Source organism: Streptomyces sp. NPDC026394 (assembly GCF_055567735.1).
On record NZ_JBVHPX010000009.1, the window covers coordinates 141,619 to 155,735 of the forward strand.

Sequence of the window (14,117 nt, forward strand, 5' to 3'; positions counted from 1 at the left end):
CCCACGGACACGGCAGGACAGGGCCGGATACGGCAACACGGCCGGACACGGATGCGCGCCCACACCCCGCCCGACGGAACCCCGGTGTCCCCGTCCTCCGCTGTCCTCCGCTCGGCTCAGTCCGTCGCCACCCGGACCCAGGCCGTCGTCCACGGCGGCAGCCGGTCCCCCGTGACGGGCGCGGAGGACAGCAGCAGGGTGCCGTCGGGCAGTGGCCGCGGGGTGTCGGACAGGTTCGCCAGGCAGTGCCAGCCGCCCGAGCGCCGGAAGTGCAGCAGTCCTTCGGCGGCCGCGGTCGGACCGCTGACCCATTCCAGGGCCTCGTCGGCGAGCAGTTCGCGGCGCAGACGCAGTGCGGCGCGGTACAGCTCCAGGGGTGCGGCGGGGTCGCCTTCCTGCGCCTCGACGGACAGTTCGCCCCAGTACGACGGCTGCGGCAGCCAGGAACCGCCGCTGCCGAAGCCGTACGAGCTGCCGCCGCGCCGCCAGGGCAGCGGCACCCGGCAGCCGTCCCGGCCCTTCGACCGGCCCTGACTGCGGACCCACACCGGGTCCCGCAGGTCGGCGCGGTCGAGGTCGGCGACCTCGGGCAGGCCCAGTTCCTCGCCCTGGTAGACGTAGGCCGCGCCGGGCAGCGCCAGCATCAGCAGGGTCGCGGCGAGCGCGCGGCGCAGCCCGTACTCCCGGTCGAGGGCGGGCGCCAGGCCGTCGGACAGCAGCCACGCCTCCTCGTCGCAGCCGTCCGGCAGGCCGTGCCGGGAGGCGTGCCGGATCACGTCGTGGTTGGAGAGCACCCAGGTCGCGGTGGCTCCGGCGGCGCGGGCGTCGGTGAGCGCGGTGTCGATGGAGGCGCGTACCTCGCCGGCGTGCAGGGACGCCGTCAGGAAGTCGAAGTTGAAGGCTTGGCCGAGTTCTTGCGGGGTGGCGTAGGCGGAGCGGCGGGAGTTGCGTACCCATGCCTCGGCGACCGCGATGCGCGGCGGGTCGTACTCGTTGAAGACCTTGCGCCAGTCGCGGAAGATCTCGTGCACCTCGTCCCGGTCCCAGAAGGGGTGACTGCCGTCCTCGGGCAGGTCGTCCGGTTCGTATGCCTCGACGCTGCCGATGTCGCGCAGCGGCGCGGCCAGGTCCTTGGCCAGGCCGTGGGCCACGTCGACGCGGAAGCCGTCCACCCCGCGGTCGGCCCAGAAGCGCAGCGTCGTACGGAACTCGGCGCGCACCTCGGGGTGGTCCCAGTTGAAGTCGGGCTGCTGCGGGGCGAAGAGGTGGAGGTACCACCAGCCGTCGGGCAGCCGGGTCCAGGCGGGCCCGCCGAAGCAGGAGATCCAGTCGGTGGGCGGCAGTTCGCCGTGCTCGCCCTTGCCCTCGCGGAAGACGTACCGTTCCCGCGCGGTGGACCCGGGGGCGGAGCGGAGCGCCTCCTGGAACCAGGCGTGCTGGTCCGAGGAGTGGTTGGGGACGATGTCGACCATGACCTTCAGGCCCCGCCGGTGCGCCTCGCCGACCAGCGTGTCGAAGTCGGCGAGGGTGCCCAGGCGCGGGTCGATGTCGCGGTAGTCGGCGACGTCGTAGCCGCCGTCGGCGAGCGGGGAGGGGTAGAAGGGGCTGAGCCAGACGGCGTCCACCCCCAGTGCGGCGAGGTGGCCGAGCCGGGAGGTCACGCCGGGCAGGTCGCCGACGCCGTCGCCGTCGGAGTCGGCGAAGCTGCGCGGGTAGACCTGGTAGACGACGGCCTGCCGCCACCAGTCGCGGGTGTCACGGCCGGTGTTCCCGGTGCCTGCGGCGGAGTGCTGTGCGGTCACGTGGCTGCCTTTCGGTTCGTGGTACGGAAGGAAGGAGCCTCCGGAGACACGCATTCACCCGGGTGTGCGGCGCCCGGTGGCGCCGGCTCCCGGAAGTCGCGGGCCCGGGCAGCGGTGGATGAGTTCGGGGTCTCCCTCGTCGAACCCGTGGAGCAGGCCCGCCGGGCGCCGGCCGGCGCGTCGCAGCAGGTGCTGCACAGGGTGGTTGGAGATGTGGGTCGAGGTGAACAGCTCGGCGGTGGTGCATGCGGTCTCGACGGCCGTGAGGAGACATGGTCCCACGCCGCGTCCGCGCGCGCCCGCTGCGACCGTCAGCAGGGTGCCGAAGCCCCGCGCGAAGAAGCTTTGCTCCGGCACGCCGTGTCCCAGGGGCCCGGCAGCGCCTCGGGCCACCTGGAACTCACCGCGGTCTTCGGGTCCATGGGTGCATCGTGACAGCGTACGAGGGGTGGGGGGCGGTTCTTCAGGGCGTGTGGGAGCGAAAGGCGGAACGGTAGGACTGCGGTGTGACGCCGACGACGCGCTTGAACCGTTCACGGAACGCGGTGGGCGAGCCGAAACCGGCCTGGGAGGCGATGCGTTCGACGCCGTGCTCGGTGGTCTCCAGCAGGAACTGCGCGCGCCGCACCCGGGCCCGCAGCAGCCATTGCAGCGGTGTGGTGCCCGTCTGTTCCCGGAAGCGGCGGCTGAACGTCCGCTCGCTCAGCCTGCTGCGCGCGGCCATCTCCGCGAGCGTCACGTCCTGGGCGAGATGGTCCTCGATCCACGCCAGCACCGGTTCCAGCAGGGAGCCCTGGGGCACGGGCGGCCTGGTCTGCACGATGAACTGCGCCTGCCCGCCCTCCCGTTCCAGCGGCACGACCGACAGCCGGGCCGAGTCGGCGGCGACCGCCGAGCCGAGGTCCCGCCGGATGATGTGCAGGCACAGGTCCGTTCCGGCGGCGGCCCCGGCCGAGGTCAGGATCTGGCCGTTGTCCACGTACAGCACGTCCGGCCGCACATCCACGAGCGGGAACCGCTCGGCCAGCCGGTCGGCCGCCACCCAGTGCGTGGTCGCGCGCATCCCGTCCAGCAGACCGGCCGCGGCCAGGACGAACGCGCCCGTACAGATGGAGACGACACGGGTGCCGGCGGCCGCTGCCGCGCGCAGGGCGTCGAGCACCTCCCTACCCGGGGGCGCGGCGTCCTCGGAACAGCCCGGCACGACGACCGTGTCCGCCTCCCGCAGCGCCTCCAGGCCGTGCGGAGCGACGAGCGTGAAGGTCTCGGTGGCGACCTGGGGCCGCGGTGCGCAGACCTGGACCCGGTACGGCCGGCGCCCGTCCGCCAGCCGGGCGCGCCCGAACACTTCGATCGGGGTCGCCAGATCGGCCGCCACCACATGGTCCAGCGCCAGTACCGCCACCGTATGCATGGAGGCCACGGTAAGCGAGAACCCGCCGGTCGCAAATACCCAGGCCACAGGGGTTCGAGGAGCTTGAGCGCAGACACGGGCGGGTGGCGGGAACCCGTTGGAAATTGTCGTTTCAGCCCATGGGGCCCCGTCGCGGGCCCGGCCTAGCCTGACGCTGCAAGATCCCGGGCGGTGGCGCAGGAGTGGCTGCCGCCCTCCCCGAACGGAAGAAAGAAGCACCCGTCCCATGCCTGTCGCCCCGTCCCGCCCTGCCGCCGCTCCCCCGGCAGCGCCGCCCGCCCGGTCCGGAGCGGGCCGGTGACGAAGTTCCTCCTCGCCGTGCACGTCCTGGCAGCGATCGTCGCCATCGGCCCGGTGACCGTGGCGGCCAGCATGTTCCCCGCGGCGGTACGCCGCGCCCAGGAGTCCGGCCCGGACGCCGCCACGCTCTCCGGGGTCCGGCTGCTGCACCGCATCTGCCGCGTCTACGCGGGCCTCGGCCTGGCCGTACCGGTCTTCGGCTTCGCGACCGCGAGCAGCCTGGGCGTCCTCGGTGACGCGTGGCTGATCGCCTCGATCGTCCTGACCGCCGCCGCGGCCGGGGTGCTCGCGCTCCTGGTCCTCCCCGGACAGGAGGTGCTGCTCGGCCGGCTGGACGGTGCCGGGGCCTCGGTGGAGCGTGGCGCCACCGCACGGCTCGCGATGCTGACCGGCGTCTTCAACCTGCTGTGGGCCGTGGTGACCGTCCTCATGATCATTCGCCCCGGCTCGACCACGGGAGTGTGACCGTGCGCCGCGACAGACACCTTCTCCGCATCGCAGCGGCCGTCGAACTCGCTTCTCTGGTCGTCCTGTTGACCAACCTCGCGACCGTGCACCTGCCTGCCGTCTCCTCCCTGGCAGGCCCGGTCCACGGCTGCGCCTACCTCTTCACCGTCGTCGCCACCGCACGCGACCCGCGACGCTCCGCCCCGGCCGTGGGCCTGTCCCTGCTTCCGGGCATCGGCGGCCTGCTGGCCGTACGACGCCTGACACGGACCACGGAACACACCGGCCGTGGCGGGACCTCTCTCCGAGAGACGCCCGGGAGGCGCTGAGCGCGCAAGGAGCCCGAGAACCCCACCGGTTCGACGCGGCCCGGTCTCACCTGGCGGAGGACGCGGCGCGCAGCACAGCGATCACCTCGTCGTCGCCGACCTGGTCGAAGTCCTCGTACCACTCGCCGACCGCGCGGAAGGGGTCCGGCTGGTGCAGGACGAGCACGCGGTCGGCCTCCCCGGCCAGTTTCATGACGGCGTTGCGGGAACCGACCGGTGCGGCGAGCGCCAGATGCGCGGGCCGTCGGCGGCGCAGGTGCCGCAGGGCCGCGAGGGCGGTCAGGCCGGTCGCCAGGCCGTCGTCGACGAGGAGTACGGGCCGCCCGGAAACGCGGGGCTCGGGACGGCCCTCGCGGTAGAGGTCCTCCCGCCGGTGCAGTTCGGCGCGTTCGCGTGCGACGGAGGGAGCGAGTCCGTCCTCGGCCAGGCCCAGGAACCGCAGGGCCCGCTGGTCGAAGACGGGCTGTTCCTCGCCGACGAGGGCGCCGATGCCGGTCTCGGGCGAACCGGGTACGCCGATCTTGCGGGCCACCAGTACGTCGAGCGGCGCCCGGAACTCCCGGGCGACCTCAGCGGCCACGGGCACACCGCCGCGCGGCAGGGCCAGGACGAGCGGGTCGGCGGCCCCGTACGGCCATGCCGCGGTGTCGGGTGCGTCGGATGTGCCGGACGACGTGCCGGACGCGGCGGGCGTGTCTGACGGGGCGGTCGTGCTTGTCGGGCCGGACGCGCTCGACGGGCCGGACGTGTCTGACGGGGCGGTCGCAGTGCCGGTCGGCGCGCGCAGCCACTGGGCGAGTGCCCGGCCCGCGTGCCGGCGGTCGGTGAAGCGCATACATGCTCCTTGTCCTCGGGCGCCGAGAGGGGGTTCGGGACGTACCGCGGCGACCGGGACAAGCCGCCTCTGCCTGCCACCAGGGTGATCAGAAGTGCGCGTGGGGGCAGGGCTTCGGCCGGATAGACAGTACCGCTGGACCCCACCATGAAGGGTGCGGGGACACGACACCGAAGGGAGGGAAGAGCCCTGATCCGCGTGATCATCGCGCTGGCGTCCTCCCGGGGTACGGACCGCGTCTGCCCCCGGAGCGGACGAGCGCCTTCACCGGACCGCGCCTCGACCGTGCTGACGAACGATCCGCCCCTGTGCCCGGTCACCGGGCGCGACGAACCCGCGCGGTGACCGCCATTGACGGCGGGGAGCTCGTGGCACCGGTGGCATCGGCCACGGACGGGACGCCGGACGCCGCAGCCGTGCCGGCCTGGCCGGATGTCCGTGCACGAAGCGGCCGTGGAGCACTACGCGGACGAGCGAGTGCGCCACCCGAGCTTCCGGGGCTGGTGGCGCGTCGCGATCCTGCCTGCTCACCGAGCAACCCCCAGCCCGCCCTTGGGGCACGACGGGGTACAACCAGGGATGTCCCGGATGAAGTCGCAGGCCGTCGTCACGACCCTTGAGGCATGACAACAACAGCACAGCGCTCGCTTCTCTTCGGCCCCCTCCTGTTCGGCGCCTACGGAGTGATCCGTCTCCTCGACGGGCTCGACGGGATCAGGGGGCCGGGGCTCGCCTGGACGACAGGGCACCTGTGCTTTCTTGTCGGCCTGTTCTTCTTCGCCCAGGGGTTCGCCGCCATGCGGAAGGCAGCGGGAAGCGATCTGTGGTCCTCGGCGGGGTGCTGGGCCGGCGGCGCAGGAGTCGTCGCGCTCGCGGTCCAGTTCAGCGTCGACATCACGACGGGACTGATGGCGGACAGTCATACGGAGATGGCCGGGCTGACGCGTGCCTTCCAGTCCGTACCGGGCGTCGCATTCGCCTTCTACCTCGTCGGCCCGCTGCTCTTCTTCGTCGGCCAGTTGCTGCTGACCGGCCGGCTGGCCGCCCTGCGTACCCTCGCACCGTGGGCGCCGGTCCTCGTCCTCGCCGCCGCTCCGCTCACCTTCGCGTTCATGGACCTGATCCCGCTCGGTGCCGTACTGCTTCTGCTCGCCTGCTCCCCGCTGTGGCGGACCGGCGCCTCCCTGGCCGCGGCCGTGTCCTCCTCGCGCGCACGGGCCTGAGGCGGCGGCCCCGCCGGTCCGGAACGCTGGTGCGCCTTCATAATGTCGGCATGTCCACCGCCGACGGCTGGGTGCGGTACTGGCGCGACGGCGACCGCCCCGTGGAGGCCATGCACGCGCACTTCTTCGACCACGTCTACCCGCCGCACAGCCACCACAGTTACTCCTTCGGCATCACCGACGCCGGTGCCCAGAGCTTCCACTGCCGGGGCGGCATCCACACCAGCGGCGCCGGCATGGTGATGGCCTTCAACCCGGACGAGGTGCACGACGGCTGGTCGGCGGCCGACCTGGGGTACCGCTACCGGATCGTGCACATCGGCCCGTCCGTGGTCAGCGACATGATCAGCGACGCCACCGAGGGCCGCACCGGCGCGCTGCCCCTCTTCCCGCACCCCGTGCTGACCGACCGTGTGCTCACCGACGCCCTCGCCCGGCTGCACGCCGCGCTCGTCGGCTCCACGAATCCGCTCGTCCGCGACGAGCGGCTGACCGCCGCCGTCACCGCCATGACCCGCCGCGGCGCGTCCGGGACGGCGTCCCCCGTACGGGCCCGGACACCGGCCGACCGAGCCCGCCGCCAGGCGGCCCACCGGGCCAGGGAGGTGCTGGACGAGGCGTTCTGGGAGCCGATGACCGCGGAGCGACTGGCGGCGGCCGCCGGGTGCAGCCGGTTCGCCCTCTACCGTGCGTTCCGCGCCGAGTTCGGTCTCGCGCCGAGCGACTACCAGCGGCAGTTGCGCCTGCGGCACGCGCGTGCGCTGCTCAGGTCCGGTGCCGCACCGGCCGACGCGGCCTCGGCCACCGGCTTCGCCGACCAGGCACACTTCAGCCGCTGGTTCCAGCGGGTGTACGGCATCACACCCGGCGCTTTCCGACGCGCGTGACGGGCCTCCCGACCGGGCCTGGACGCACCCGGCCGCCCCTGCCCGCGCCCGACGGTGGCCGGCGCGGCCGGCGGGCCCGGTCTGATGAACTGGCGGCATGACGTCATTGCTGCCCCGTCTCCTCCGGGCGCTCGACCGGTTCAACGCCACGCATCCCTGGGACCACAACGCCCACTTCCACCCGTGGATCCTGCGGCAACTCCCCCGGCGCCTCGGCAGTGCTCTGGACGTCGGGTCCGGCAGCGGTGACCTGGCCAGGCTGCTGGCCACCCGTGCCGCCACGGTGCACGGCATCGACCCCGACCCGGCGATCGTCGCCCGCGCGCGGGAGCTGACTCCGCCCGCGGACGCGGCCACCGTGACCTTCACGGTCGCTGACGCGCTCACCGGAATCCCTGGCGGACCGTACGACGTCATCACCTGCGTCGCCGTCCTCCACCACCTGCCGCTCGCCGACGCGCTCGCCGTCTTCCGCGACCACCTGGCTCCCGGCGGCACTCTGGTCGTCGTCGGTCTGGCCCGTCAGCAGACGCCCGTGGACCATCTGCTCGCCGCCGTGTCCGCCCCGCTCAACGCCGCCACCGGCCGGCTCAAGCACCGCGGCCGTACGGCACCCGCACCCCGGCCGGTCGCGATGACCGCCCTGACCCGCCCCGCGGACACCGGCTTCGCGACCATCGCCCGCGAGGCCCGCCGCCTCCTGCCCGGCGCCCGCCTGCGCCGCCGGCTGTTCTGGCGGTACACGCTCGTATGGCACGACCGCCCGCACGACCGTGTCCGGATGTGACAGGTAATCGTCATTGCGGTCACCGGCGGCTGCGGTGAGGATCGCTTCATGCCCACTGCGCACCGTGTCGTCATCGCGGTCTTCCCCGATGTCGATCTTCTCGACGTCACCGGCCCGGCCGAGGTCTTCGCGCTGGCCAACCGGGAGACCGGGGGCCGCGCCGGCTACCAGGTGCGCCTCGCCGGGCCGGCCGCGGGCGCGGTCCGCACGTCGGCGGGTGTGCGGCTGCTCGCCGACGTGGCCTTCGCGGACGTCGGCGAGCAGGTGGACACGCTGGTCGTACCGGGCGCGGTCGACATGACCGACGACGGCCCGGTGGCCCGTACCGATCCGGCTGTCGTGGCGTGGGTGCGGGAGACGGCCCCGTACGCCCGGCGGGTCGCGTCGGTGTGTGTGGGCGCGCATCTGCTGGCCGCGGCCGGGCTGCTGGGCGGGAAGACGGCGACCACCCACTGGTCGACCTCCGCCCAGCTCGCCGCCGACCACCCGGACGTCACGGTCGACCCGGACCCGATCTTCGTCCGTTCCGACTGCGGCCGGCTGTGGACCGGGGCCGGGATCAGTGCCTGCCTGGATCTCGCGCTGGCCCTGGTGGCCGAGGACCTGGGCGAGCAGACGGCCCTGGCGGTCGCCCGGCACCTGGTGATGTACCTCAAACGGCAGGGCGGTCAGAGCCAGTTCTCCGTACCGCTCAGCCGTCCGGCCGCCGAGCGCCGGGACATCGACGAGCTACGGCTGTGGATCTCCGACCACCTCGACGCGGACCTGTCCGCACCGGCCCTGGCTGCCCGGATGTGCCTCAGCGAACGGCACTTCGCCCGCGTCTTCAAACAGGAGACCGGCAGCAGTCCCGCCGCCTATGTCGAGGCGGCCCGGGTCGAGCTGGCCCGGCGCCTGCTGGAGACCACCGACTGCCCGCTCGACCAGGTCGCCGCCGCTGCCGGACTCGGCTCGGCGGAGACCCTGCACCGGGCGTTCAGGCGGCAGCTCGCCACCACTCCGGCGGCCTACCGCCGCCGCTTCCGTACCCGGGTCGGCTGACCCGCCACACCGTCTCACCCTCCGTTTCCCTCCCTGGCACGGCGAGGCGGAAGACGTCGCCCTGCCCTGCCCTTCCCTGCCGTCCCTTTTCCTTACCTGCCATGTCCTGACGAAAGGTTCCCGATGAACGCCAACACCCCGTCCACGCCCCTGCGCGACGTGATCGGGCTGGACGGCCGGCCGCCGCGGCTGAGCGAGTCCGCCCTGCTCATGATCGACTTCCAGAACACCTACCGCACCGGCGTCATGGCTCTGGAGGGCGCCGAGGAGGCCCTCGGGGCGGCCGCCCGCCTGCTGGAGCGCGCCCGTGCCGCGGGCACCCCGGTCGTCCACATCGTCAACGACGGCGGTGAGGGCACCCCGTACGACATCCGCGCCCACATCGGCGCCATCAGCGACCAGGTCGCGCCCGCCGAGGGGGAACCGGTCGTGGTCAAGCGATTCCCGAACGCCTTCCACGCCACCGAACTGGAGAAGACCCTGTCCGGCCTGGGCTTCGGGCCGGGCAGCGGCAAGGATCTCGTGCTGGCCGGCTTCATGACGCACCTGTGCGTCACCTTCACCGCACAGGGCGCCTTCCACCTCGGGTACCGGCCCACCGTCGTCGCCGACACCACCGCCACCCGCGCCCTCGCCGCGCCGGACGGCACCGTGCTGCCGGCCGCCGCCCTGCGGACCGCGGCCCTGACCACGGTCACCGACCTGTTCGGGCTCGTCGTTCCCACCGTGGACGGCCTGCCTGCCTGACCTTCGGTACGCGCGGTCGTACGGTCCCCACCCCCGTTCCCCGATCGGGGACCGTACGACCGCGCTCCCCCGTCCCCCGTACCTCCTTCCCCCGTCCCCTCGGACCGCCGTTCGCGTTACCGGCGCGGCTCACTCCCGTACGGCGCGGAAGCGGAACCTTCCCTTCCCGAGGGTGACTTCGGCCGGACCGAACCCGGCGGCACGCAGCCGCCGCGGCAGGGTCTCCGGCGGGACGGGCACACAGGTGTCGCCCAGGTGCAGCAGACGGAAGACCGTACTCGCACAGCCGTCACAGCCGGCGAAGACGCCACCGGGACGCAGCACCCGCCGGGCCTCGGCGAAGAGCCGGTCCTGCTGCTCCGGGGACGGCACATGGTGCAGCATGGTGAAGCACACGACGGTGTCGAAACCGCCGTCGGGGAACGGCATCGACGTCCCGTCGCCGTGCACGACTTCGACCCGCCCCGCGTAGACGTCCTGAAGTTTCTTGGCGAACTCCGCGTCGACTTCGAGGACACTGAGGTGACCCGGTGCGCGGCGCGCGAGGACGCGCGTGGTGGCACCGTAACCGGGACCGATCTCCAGGGTCTCGGTGCCGAGTTCGACTCCGTCGAGGGCCCAGGGCAGCAGATTCTGCTCAACCCCTCGCGCCCACCTGCCGGAACTGCAGATCCACTGGTGCAAGCGATTCATGGAGGCCATGCGGCGATGCTAGGAAGCGCGGACGACGTCCACCACGAGGTAGGGGGACACATCCTGTCGCGATACGGACGTCTCGTCCCCGGGGTCGGGGGCCCGGAAGCGGCGGTGGTCGTCGGCACTTTCGTGGTCCCCGACGGCCAGTGGTACGGGCGGCACTGGCATACGACGCACCAACTGGCCTGGGCGGAGAAGGGAGTCATCGCCGTGCGCGCCCGGGGCAGCACCTGGGTCCTGCCACCGACCATGGCGCTGTGGATACCGGCCGGCGTCGAGCACGCGACGGGGGCCACGGGTCCGGTCGCGGGCCACAGCCTGTACTACGTGCCGGACCGCTGCCCGGTGCGCTGGACGGCCCCGACCGTCGTCGGCGTCTCGCCCCTGCTGCGCGAGTTGATCGGGTATCTGGCGGACGACAGCCTGACGGCGTGCGCCCGGGAGCGCGCGGAAGCGGTCGTCCTCGACCAACTGCGGCCGGTGTCGGTGGCGACGGTGCTGGCGCCGCTCCCCCGCGACGACCGGGCGCGCCGCGTCGCGGACGCCCTGCGCAGGCGTCCGTCGGACGGCCGGACCCTGGCCGAGTGGGGCGCGGAGGTCGGGGCCAGCGCGCGGACGCTGGCCCGTGTGTTCGCCGCGGAGACGGGGATGCCGTTCGGCCAGTGGCGTACCCGGGCCCGTCTGCAGAGCGCGATGCCGCTGCTGGCGGGCGGTGCGACGGTGGCGGCGGTGGCGTGCCGGGTCGGGTACGCGTCACCGAGCGCGTTCGTGGCGGCGTTCCGGCGCGTGGTCGGGGTGCCGCCCGGGGTCTATTTCTCGCCGTGAGACGGGCGGATTCTCGCTGTGAGACAGGCGGGTCTCCGCCGTGAGCAGGCGGTTTCTCGCGGCCCGGCGACGGGGTTCAGTCGCGCGGTACCGGGCGGAAGGCGAGCAGGGCGATGTCGTCGGCACTGTCGGCGCTCAGCGCGATGAGCAGTTCGTCGCAGAAGACGTCGAGGGGTTCGTCCGCCAGGGCGGCGGCGTGCCGGCGGAGCCGGTCCATGGCGTGGTCGAGGGACTCGTCGCGGCGTTCGATGAGGCCGTCGGTGTAGAGCAGGACGGTGGCGTGCGCCGGGATCGGGTCGATGGCGCCCGGTCGGGGCATGTCCGGTTCCATGCCCAGCAGCAGTCCTGAGCCCGCGTCGAGGTAACGCGTGTCGCCCTCTCTGGTCGTCAGCAGCGGTGGCAGGTGCCCGGCGGAGGAGTGGTTGAGCTGCCAGGGCCCGTCGGCAGGGCCGGTCACCAGGCCGTAGATGCAGGTGGCGGTGGCCTCCTCGGACAGGCTGTGGTTCGCGATGTCCAGGCGGCGCAGCACCTCGTCGGGCGGTTCCTGGCGGTCGATGGCGATGCCGCGCAGCATGCTGCGCAACTGGCTCATGGCGACGGCGGCCTCCAGGTCGTGGCCGGTGACGTCGCCGATGACCACGGCGGTCCGGTCGCCGGGGACCACGAAGCTGTCGTACCAGTCGCCGCCGATCTGCGCGGTGGTGGACGAGGGCGCGTAGCGGGCGGCCATCCGCAGGTGTGCGATCTCGGGGAGTACGGGCAGCAGGGAGCGCTGGAGGCGCTCGGCGATGTGCCGGGTCTCCTGGTAGAGGCGGGCGTGTTCCACGCCGAGGGCGAGGCTGCGGACCAGGTCGCCGATGAGGGGCAGCGACTCCTCGGTGAACGGCCGTTCCCCGTCGGTGCGGATCAGTGTCAGGGCGCCGAAGACGGCCCCGCGGGTCCGCAGCGGGGCGATGACCGCGCTGTTGGCCCCGACCCGTTCGAACAGTTCGCGGTCGTGGACGTCGAGCGGGCTCTTGACCTGGCTCGGCTCCGGGCCCTCGGTGAGCAGCAGCGGTCCGGCGCCGCGCAGCACCCGGGCCAGCGGCCCCCGTGCCGCGCCGGTCACCGGGGGGAGCCTGCCCGCGTACGCCGCGGCGGGCAGCTCCGTGGAGCTGTGGTGCGCGACGCAGAACCGCTCCAGCAGTTCACCGTCGTCGAGCAGGTCCACCAGGCACCAATCGGCCAGCCGCTGCGTGAGGATTTTGCAGACCCGCTGGAGGCCCTCGTCCAGGTTCGGGGTGCTGCTCAGCGACTCGCCGATGTCGGCCAGCAGCCGGCGTTCCCGGGCCGGTCCGTCGGGCTCGTCACCGCCCGCTCCCGTGACGCGCTCCGGATCGTCCGGCAGTTCCGGTCCGCCGGGCGGCTGCGGGAAGATCGCCTGGCTCTCCCCGGAGGCGGCGAGGGGCGCGGGGACGGGCGGGGCGGTCCTGGGGGCGAGCTGGGCGACGTAGACGGTACGGCCGTCAGCCGTCACCTGGGTCTGGATGAACAGCCGGACAGGGACCTGCCTGCCGTCCCGGTGGAGCGCCGGAAGCGGTACCGAGCGGCCCAGGATGCGGGGCTGACCGCTGAGCAGCAGGCGGGTGAAGGCCGTCACGTGACGGTCCCTGAGGTGCTCCGGGATCAGTACGGTGAGCCGTTGGCCGACCAGCTCGTCCTCCTGCCAGCCGAGCATGTCGGCGGCCGGTCCGTTGGCCACGATGATCCGGTTGTCGTCGTCGGCCGCGATGGTGGGCACCCTGCTCGCCCATACCTGGCTGGCGTCCCAGGGCACCAGTTCCGAGGGGCTGGCGCTCGGCTCGCGGGGCACCATGGTCCACGCGGTGGGCGGGCCGCCGGTGAGCTGGCCGGTGATCTGGTCGAGCAGCCACCGGCGGAAGGCGCGGTTCTGGGGAAGCGACGGCCAGGTGAGGAGGCGTTCGTCCCGGGCCGCCTCCTCGGCCGCGTCGAGCACCCGGCCCAGGATGCGTACCGCCCGTACGACGCCCGCCGGGAGGGAGACGCTCAGGGAGTGGACGTGGGCCACCGACGTCTGTCCGGCCAGCCCCGCCGACACGCCCGCGCTGATCGCGTGGTTCGCGTCGTGCGCGGCGGCCAGGTCTTCCGGGTCCACCCCGGTGTCCGCGCCGGCGAACGCGGCCAGGGTCAGCTCCCGCAGCAGTGCGTGCCGGTGGTGCTGGGACGCGAGGTACAGCGTGCCGGGCAGGTCGACGAGCGTCACCGTACGGGTCGGGCCGCAGGACGGCGCGGCGGTCGCCCAGGTGGAGGGCGGTGGGGTCCGCCCGTCGGGCCACAACTCGAACCACACCGTCTTGCGCTCGCCCCCGGCGTCGACGCCGTACCGGGAGGCCAGGTGCCCGACGACCGCCAGTCCCTGTCCCGGACCGGCGTACGGGGCGGACTCCCCCGGCACCGGCCGGTGGCGCGGCCGGCCGTCGCCGACGCCGACCCTGACCACGCGGTCGCGCACCCGGGCCGTCACCTCGGCCTCCGTGCGCGCGTGCAGCACCGCATTGGTCATCAGCTCGCTGACCAGCAGCTCGGCGGTCTCCACCGCGTCCGGCGCGCTGTCGGCCAGGACGGCCCGCACGAAGTGCCGGGCCCGCCCCACACTCTCCGGCCGCGGCGGGAACCGCCGCGAGGACGCCGCCCCCGGCTGACTGATGTGGTCCATGCCGTCAGTGTGCGGTACGCGGCTGCCCGCGGTGCTGCGCTTCGGAGGTATCTCGTCAACGTGCGTGC

At 73.4% G+C, this 14,117-nt stretch carries 14 protein-coding genes; 8 read left to right on the forward strand and 6 right to left on the reverse strand.

All coding sequences use genetic code 11. The annotated features are described in order from the left end of the window. Positions 1-116: 116 nt before the first annotated feature. From ACZ4QV_RS22095 to ACZ4QV_RS22105, 3 genes are all read right to left on the reverse strand, one after another. Entirely contained in the window at positions 117-1,856 is a 1,740-nt protein-coding gene (locus ACZ4QV_RS22095) for a glycoside hydrolase family 13 protein (protein ID WP_361590978.1), read from the reverse strand. Beyond that, the gene (locus ACZ4QV_RS22100) at positions 1,857-2,159 is read right to left on the reverse strand and encodes a GNAT family N-acetyltransferase (protein ID WP_361590977.1); all 303 of its coding nucleotides are present in this window, start codon (positions 2,157-2,159) and stop codon (positions 1,857-1,859) included. It lies immediately after the preceding gene. 106 nt (positions 2,160-2,265) lie between these two features. Continuing rightward, a complete protein-coding gene (locus tag ACZ4QV_RS22105) occupies positions 2,266-3,216 on the reverse strand; it encodes a GlxA family transcriptional regulator (protein WP_361590975.1) in 951 nt (316 codons plus the stop codon). Positions 3,217-3,513: 297 nt separating this feature from the next. On the opposite strand from ACZ4QV_RS22105, the gene ACZ4QV_RS22110 reads away from it, so the two are divergent. Beyond that, on the forward strand, positions 3,514-3,981 hold the full coding sequence (locus ACZ4QV_RS22110; RefSeq protein WP_361590973.1) for a hypothetical protein: 468 nt from the start codon (positions 3,514-3,516) through the stop codon (positions 3,979-3,981). A 2-nt stretch (positions 3,982-3,983) separates the two neighbouring features. Continuing rightward, positions 3,984-4,292, forward strand: coding sequence for a DUF3817 domain-containing protein (locus tag ACZ4QV_RS22115; protein ID WP_361152462.1), 309 nt, complete (start codon positions 3,984-3,986; stop codon positions 4,290-4,292). A gap of 46 nt (positions 4,293-4,338) precedes the next feature. Here the strand turns inward: ACZ4QV_RS22115 and ACZ4QV_RS22120 are convergent, their stop codons facing one another. Next, positions 4,339-5,127 (reverse strand): phosphoribosyltransferase, encoded by a 789-nt coding sequence (locus ACZ4QV_RS22120; RefSeq protein WP_361590971.1) that lies wholly within the window; start codon positions 5,125-5,127, stop codon positions 4,339-4,341. A gap of 623 nt (positions 5,128-5,750) precedes the next feature. Between ACZ4QV_RS22120 and ACZ4QV_RS22125 the strand changes: the two genes are divergently transcribed. The 5 genes from ACZ4QV_RS22125 (at position 5,751) to ACZ4QV_RS22145 (ending at position 9,812) form a co-directional block, all read left to right on the forward strand. Then, positions 5,751-6,350 carry a hypothetical protein gene (locus ACZ4QV_RS22125; RefSeq protein WP_467763299.1) on the forward strand — a complete coding sequence of 200 codons (600 nt, stop codon included), beginning with the start codon at positions 5,751-5,753 and terminating at the stop codon, positions 6,348-6,350. Between the two features lie 50 nt (positions 6,351-6,400). Then, positions 6,401-7,237 (forward strand): AraC family transcriptional regulator, encoded by an 837-nt coding sequence (locus ACZ4QV_RS22130; protein WP_361152454.1) that lies wholly within the window; start codon positions 6,401-6,403, stop codon positions 7,235-7,237. Positions 7,238-7,334: 97 nt separating this feature from the next. Then, positions 7,335-8,024 (forward strand): class I SAM-dependent methyltransferase, encoded by a 690-nt coding sequence (locus tag ACZ4QV_RS22135; protein WP_361152452.1) that lies wholly within the window; start codon positions 7,335-7,337, stop codon positions 8,022-8,024. Between the two features lie 48 nt (positions 8,025-8,072). After that, positions 8,073-9,065 carry a GlxA family transcriptional regulator gene (locus tag ACZ4QV_RS22140; RefSeq protein ID WP_361590966.1) on the forward strand — a complete coding sequence of 331 codons (993 nt, stop codon included), beginning with the start codon at positions 8,073-8,075 and terminating at the stop codon, positions 9,063-9,065. Positions 9,066-9,188: 123 nt separating this feature from the next. After that, positions 9,189-9,812: a cysteine hydrolase family protein gene (locus ACZ4QV_RS22145; RefSeq protein WP_361152447.1), complete on the forward strand. Its 624-nt coding sequence runs from the start codon at positions 9,189-9,191 to the stop codon at positions 9,810-9,812. A 129-nt stretch (positions 9,813-9,941) separates the two neighbouring features. Here ACZ4QV_RS22145 and ACZ4QV_RS22150 read toward each other — a convergent pair whose 3' ends face one another. After that, positions 9,942-10,514 carry a class I SAM-dependent methyltransferase gene (locus ACZ4QV_RS22150; protein WP_361152445.1) on the reverse strand — a complete coding sequence of 191 codons (573 nt, stop codon included), beginning with the start codon at positions 10,512-10,514 and terminating at the stop codon, positions 9,942-9,944. 6 nt (positions 10,515-10,520) lie between these two features. Between ACZ4QV_RS22150 and ACZ4QV_RS22155 the strand changes: the two genes are divergently transcribed. Continuing rightward, complete coding sequence (locus ACZ4QV_RS22155; RefSeq protein WP_467763300.1) at positions 10,521-11,333, forward strand: AraC family transcriptional regulator; 813 nt, start codon at positions 10,521-10,523, stop codon at positions 11,331-11,333. Between the two features lie 76 nt (positions 11,334-11,409). On the opposite strand, the gene ACZ4QV_RS22160 is transcribed toward ACZ4QV_RS22155, so the two are convergent. Then, positions 11,410-14,049, reverse strand: coding sequence for a SpoIIE family protein phosphatase (locus ACZ4QV_RS22160; protein ID WP_361637687.1), 2,640 nt, complete (start codon positions 14,047-14,049; stop codon positions 11,410-11,412). Positions 14,050-14,117: the final 68 nt, after the last annotated feature.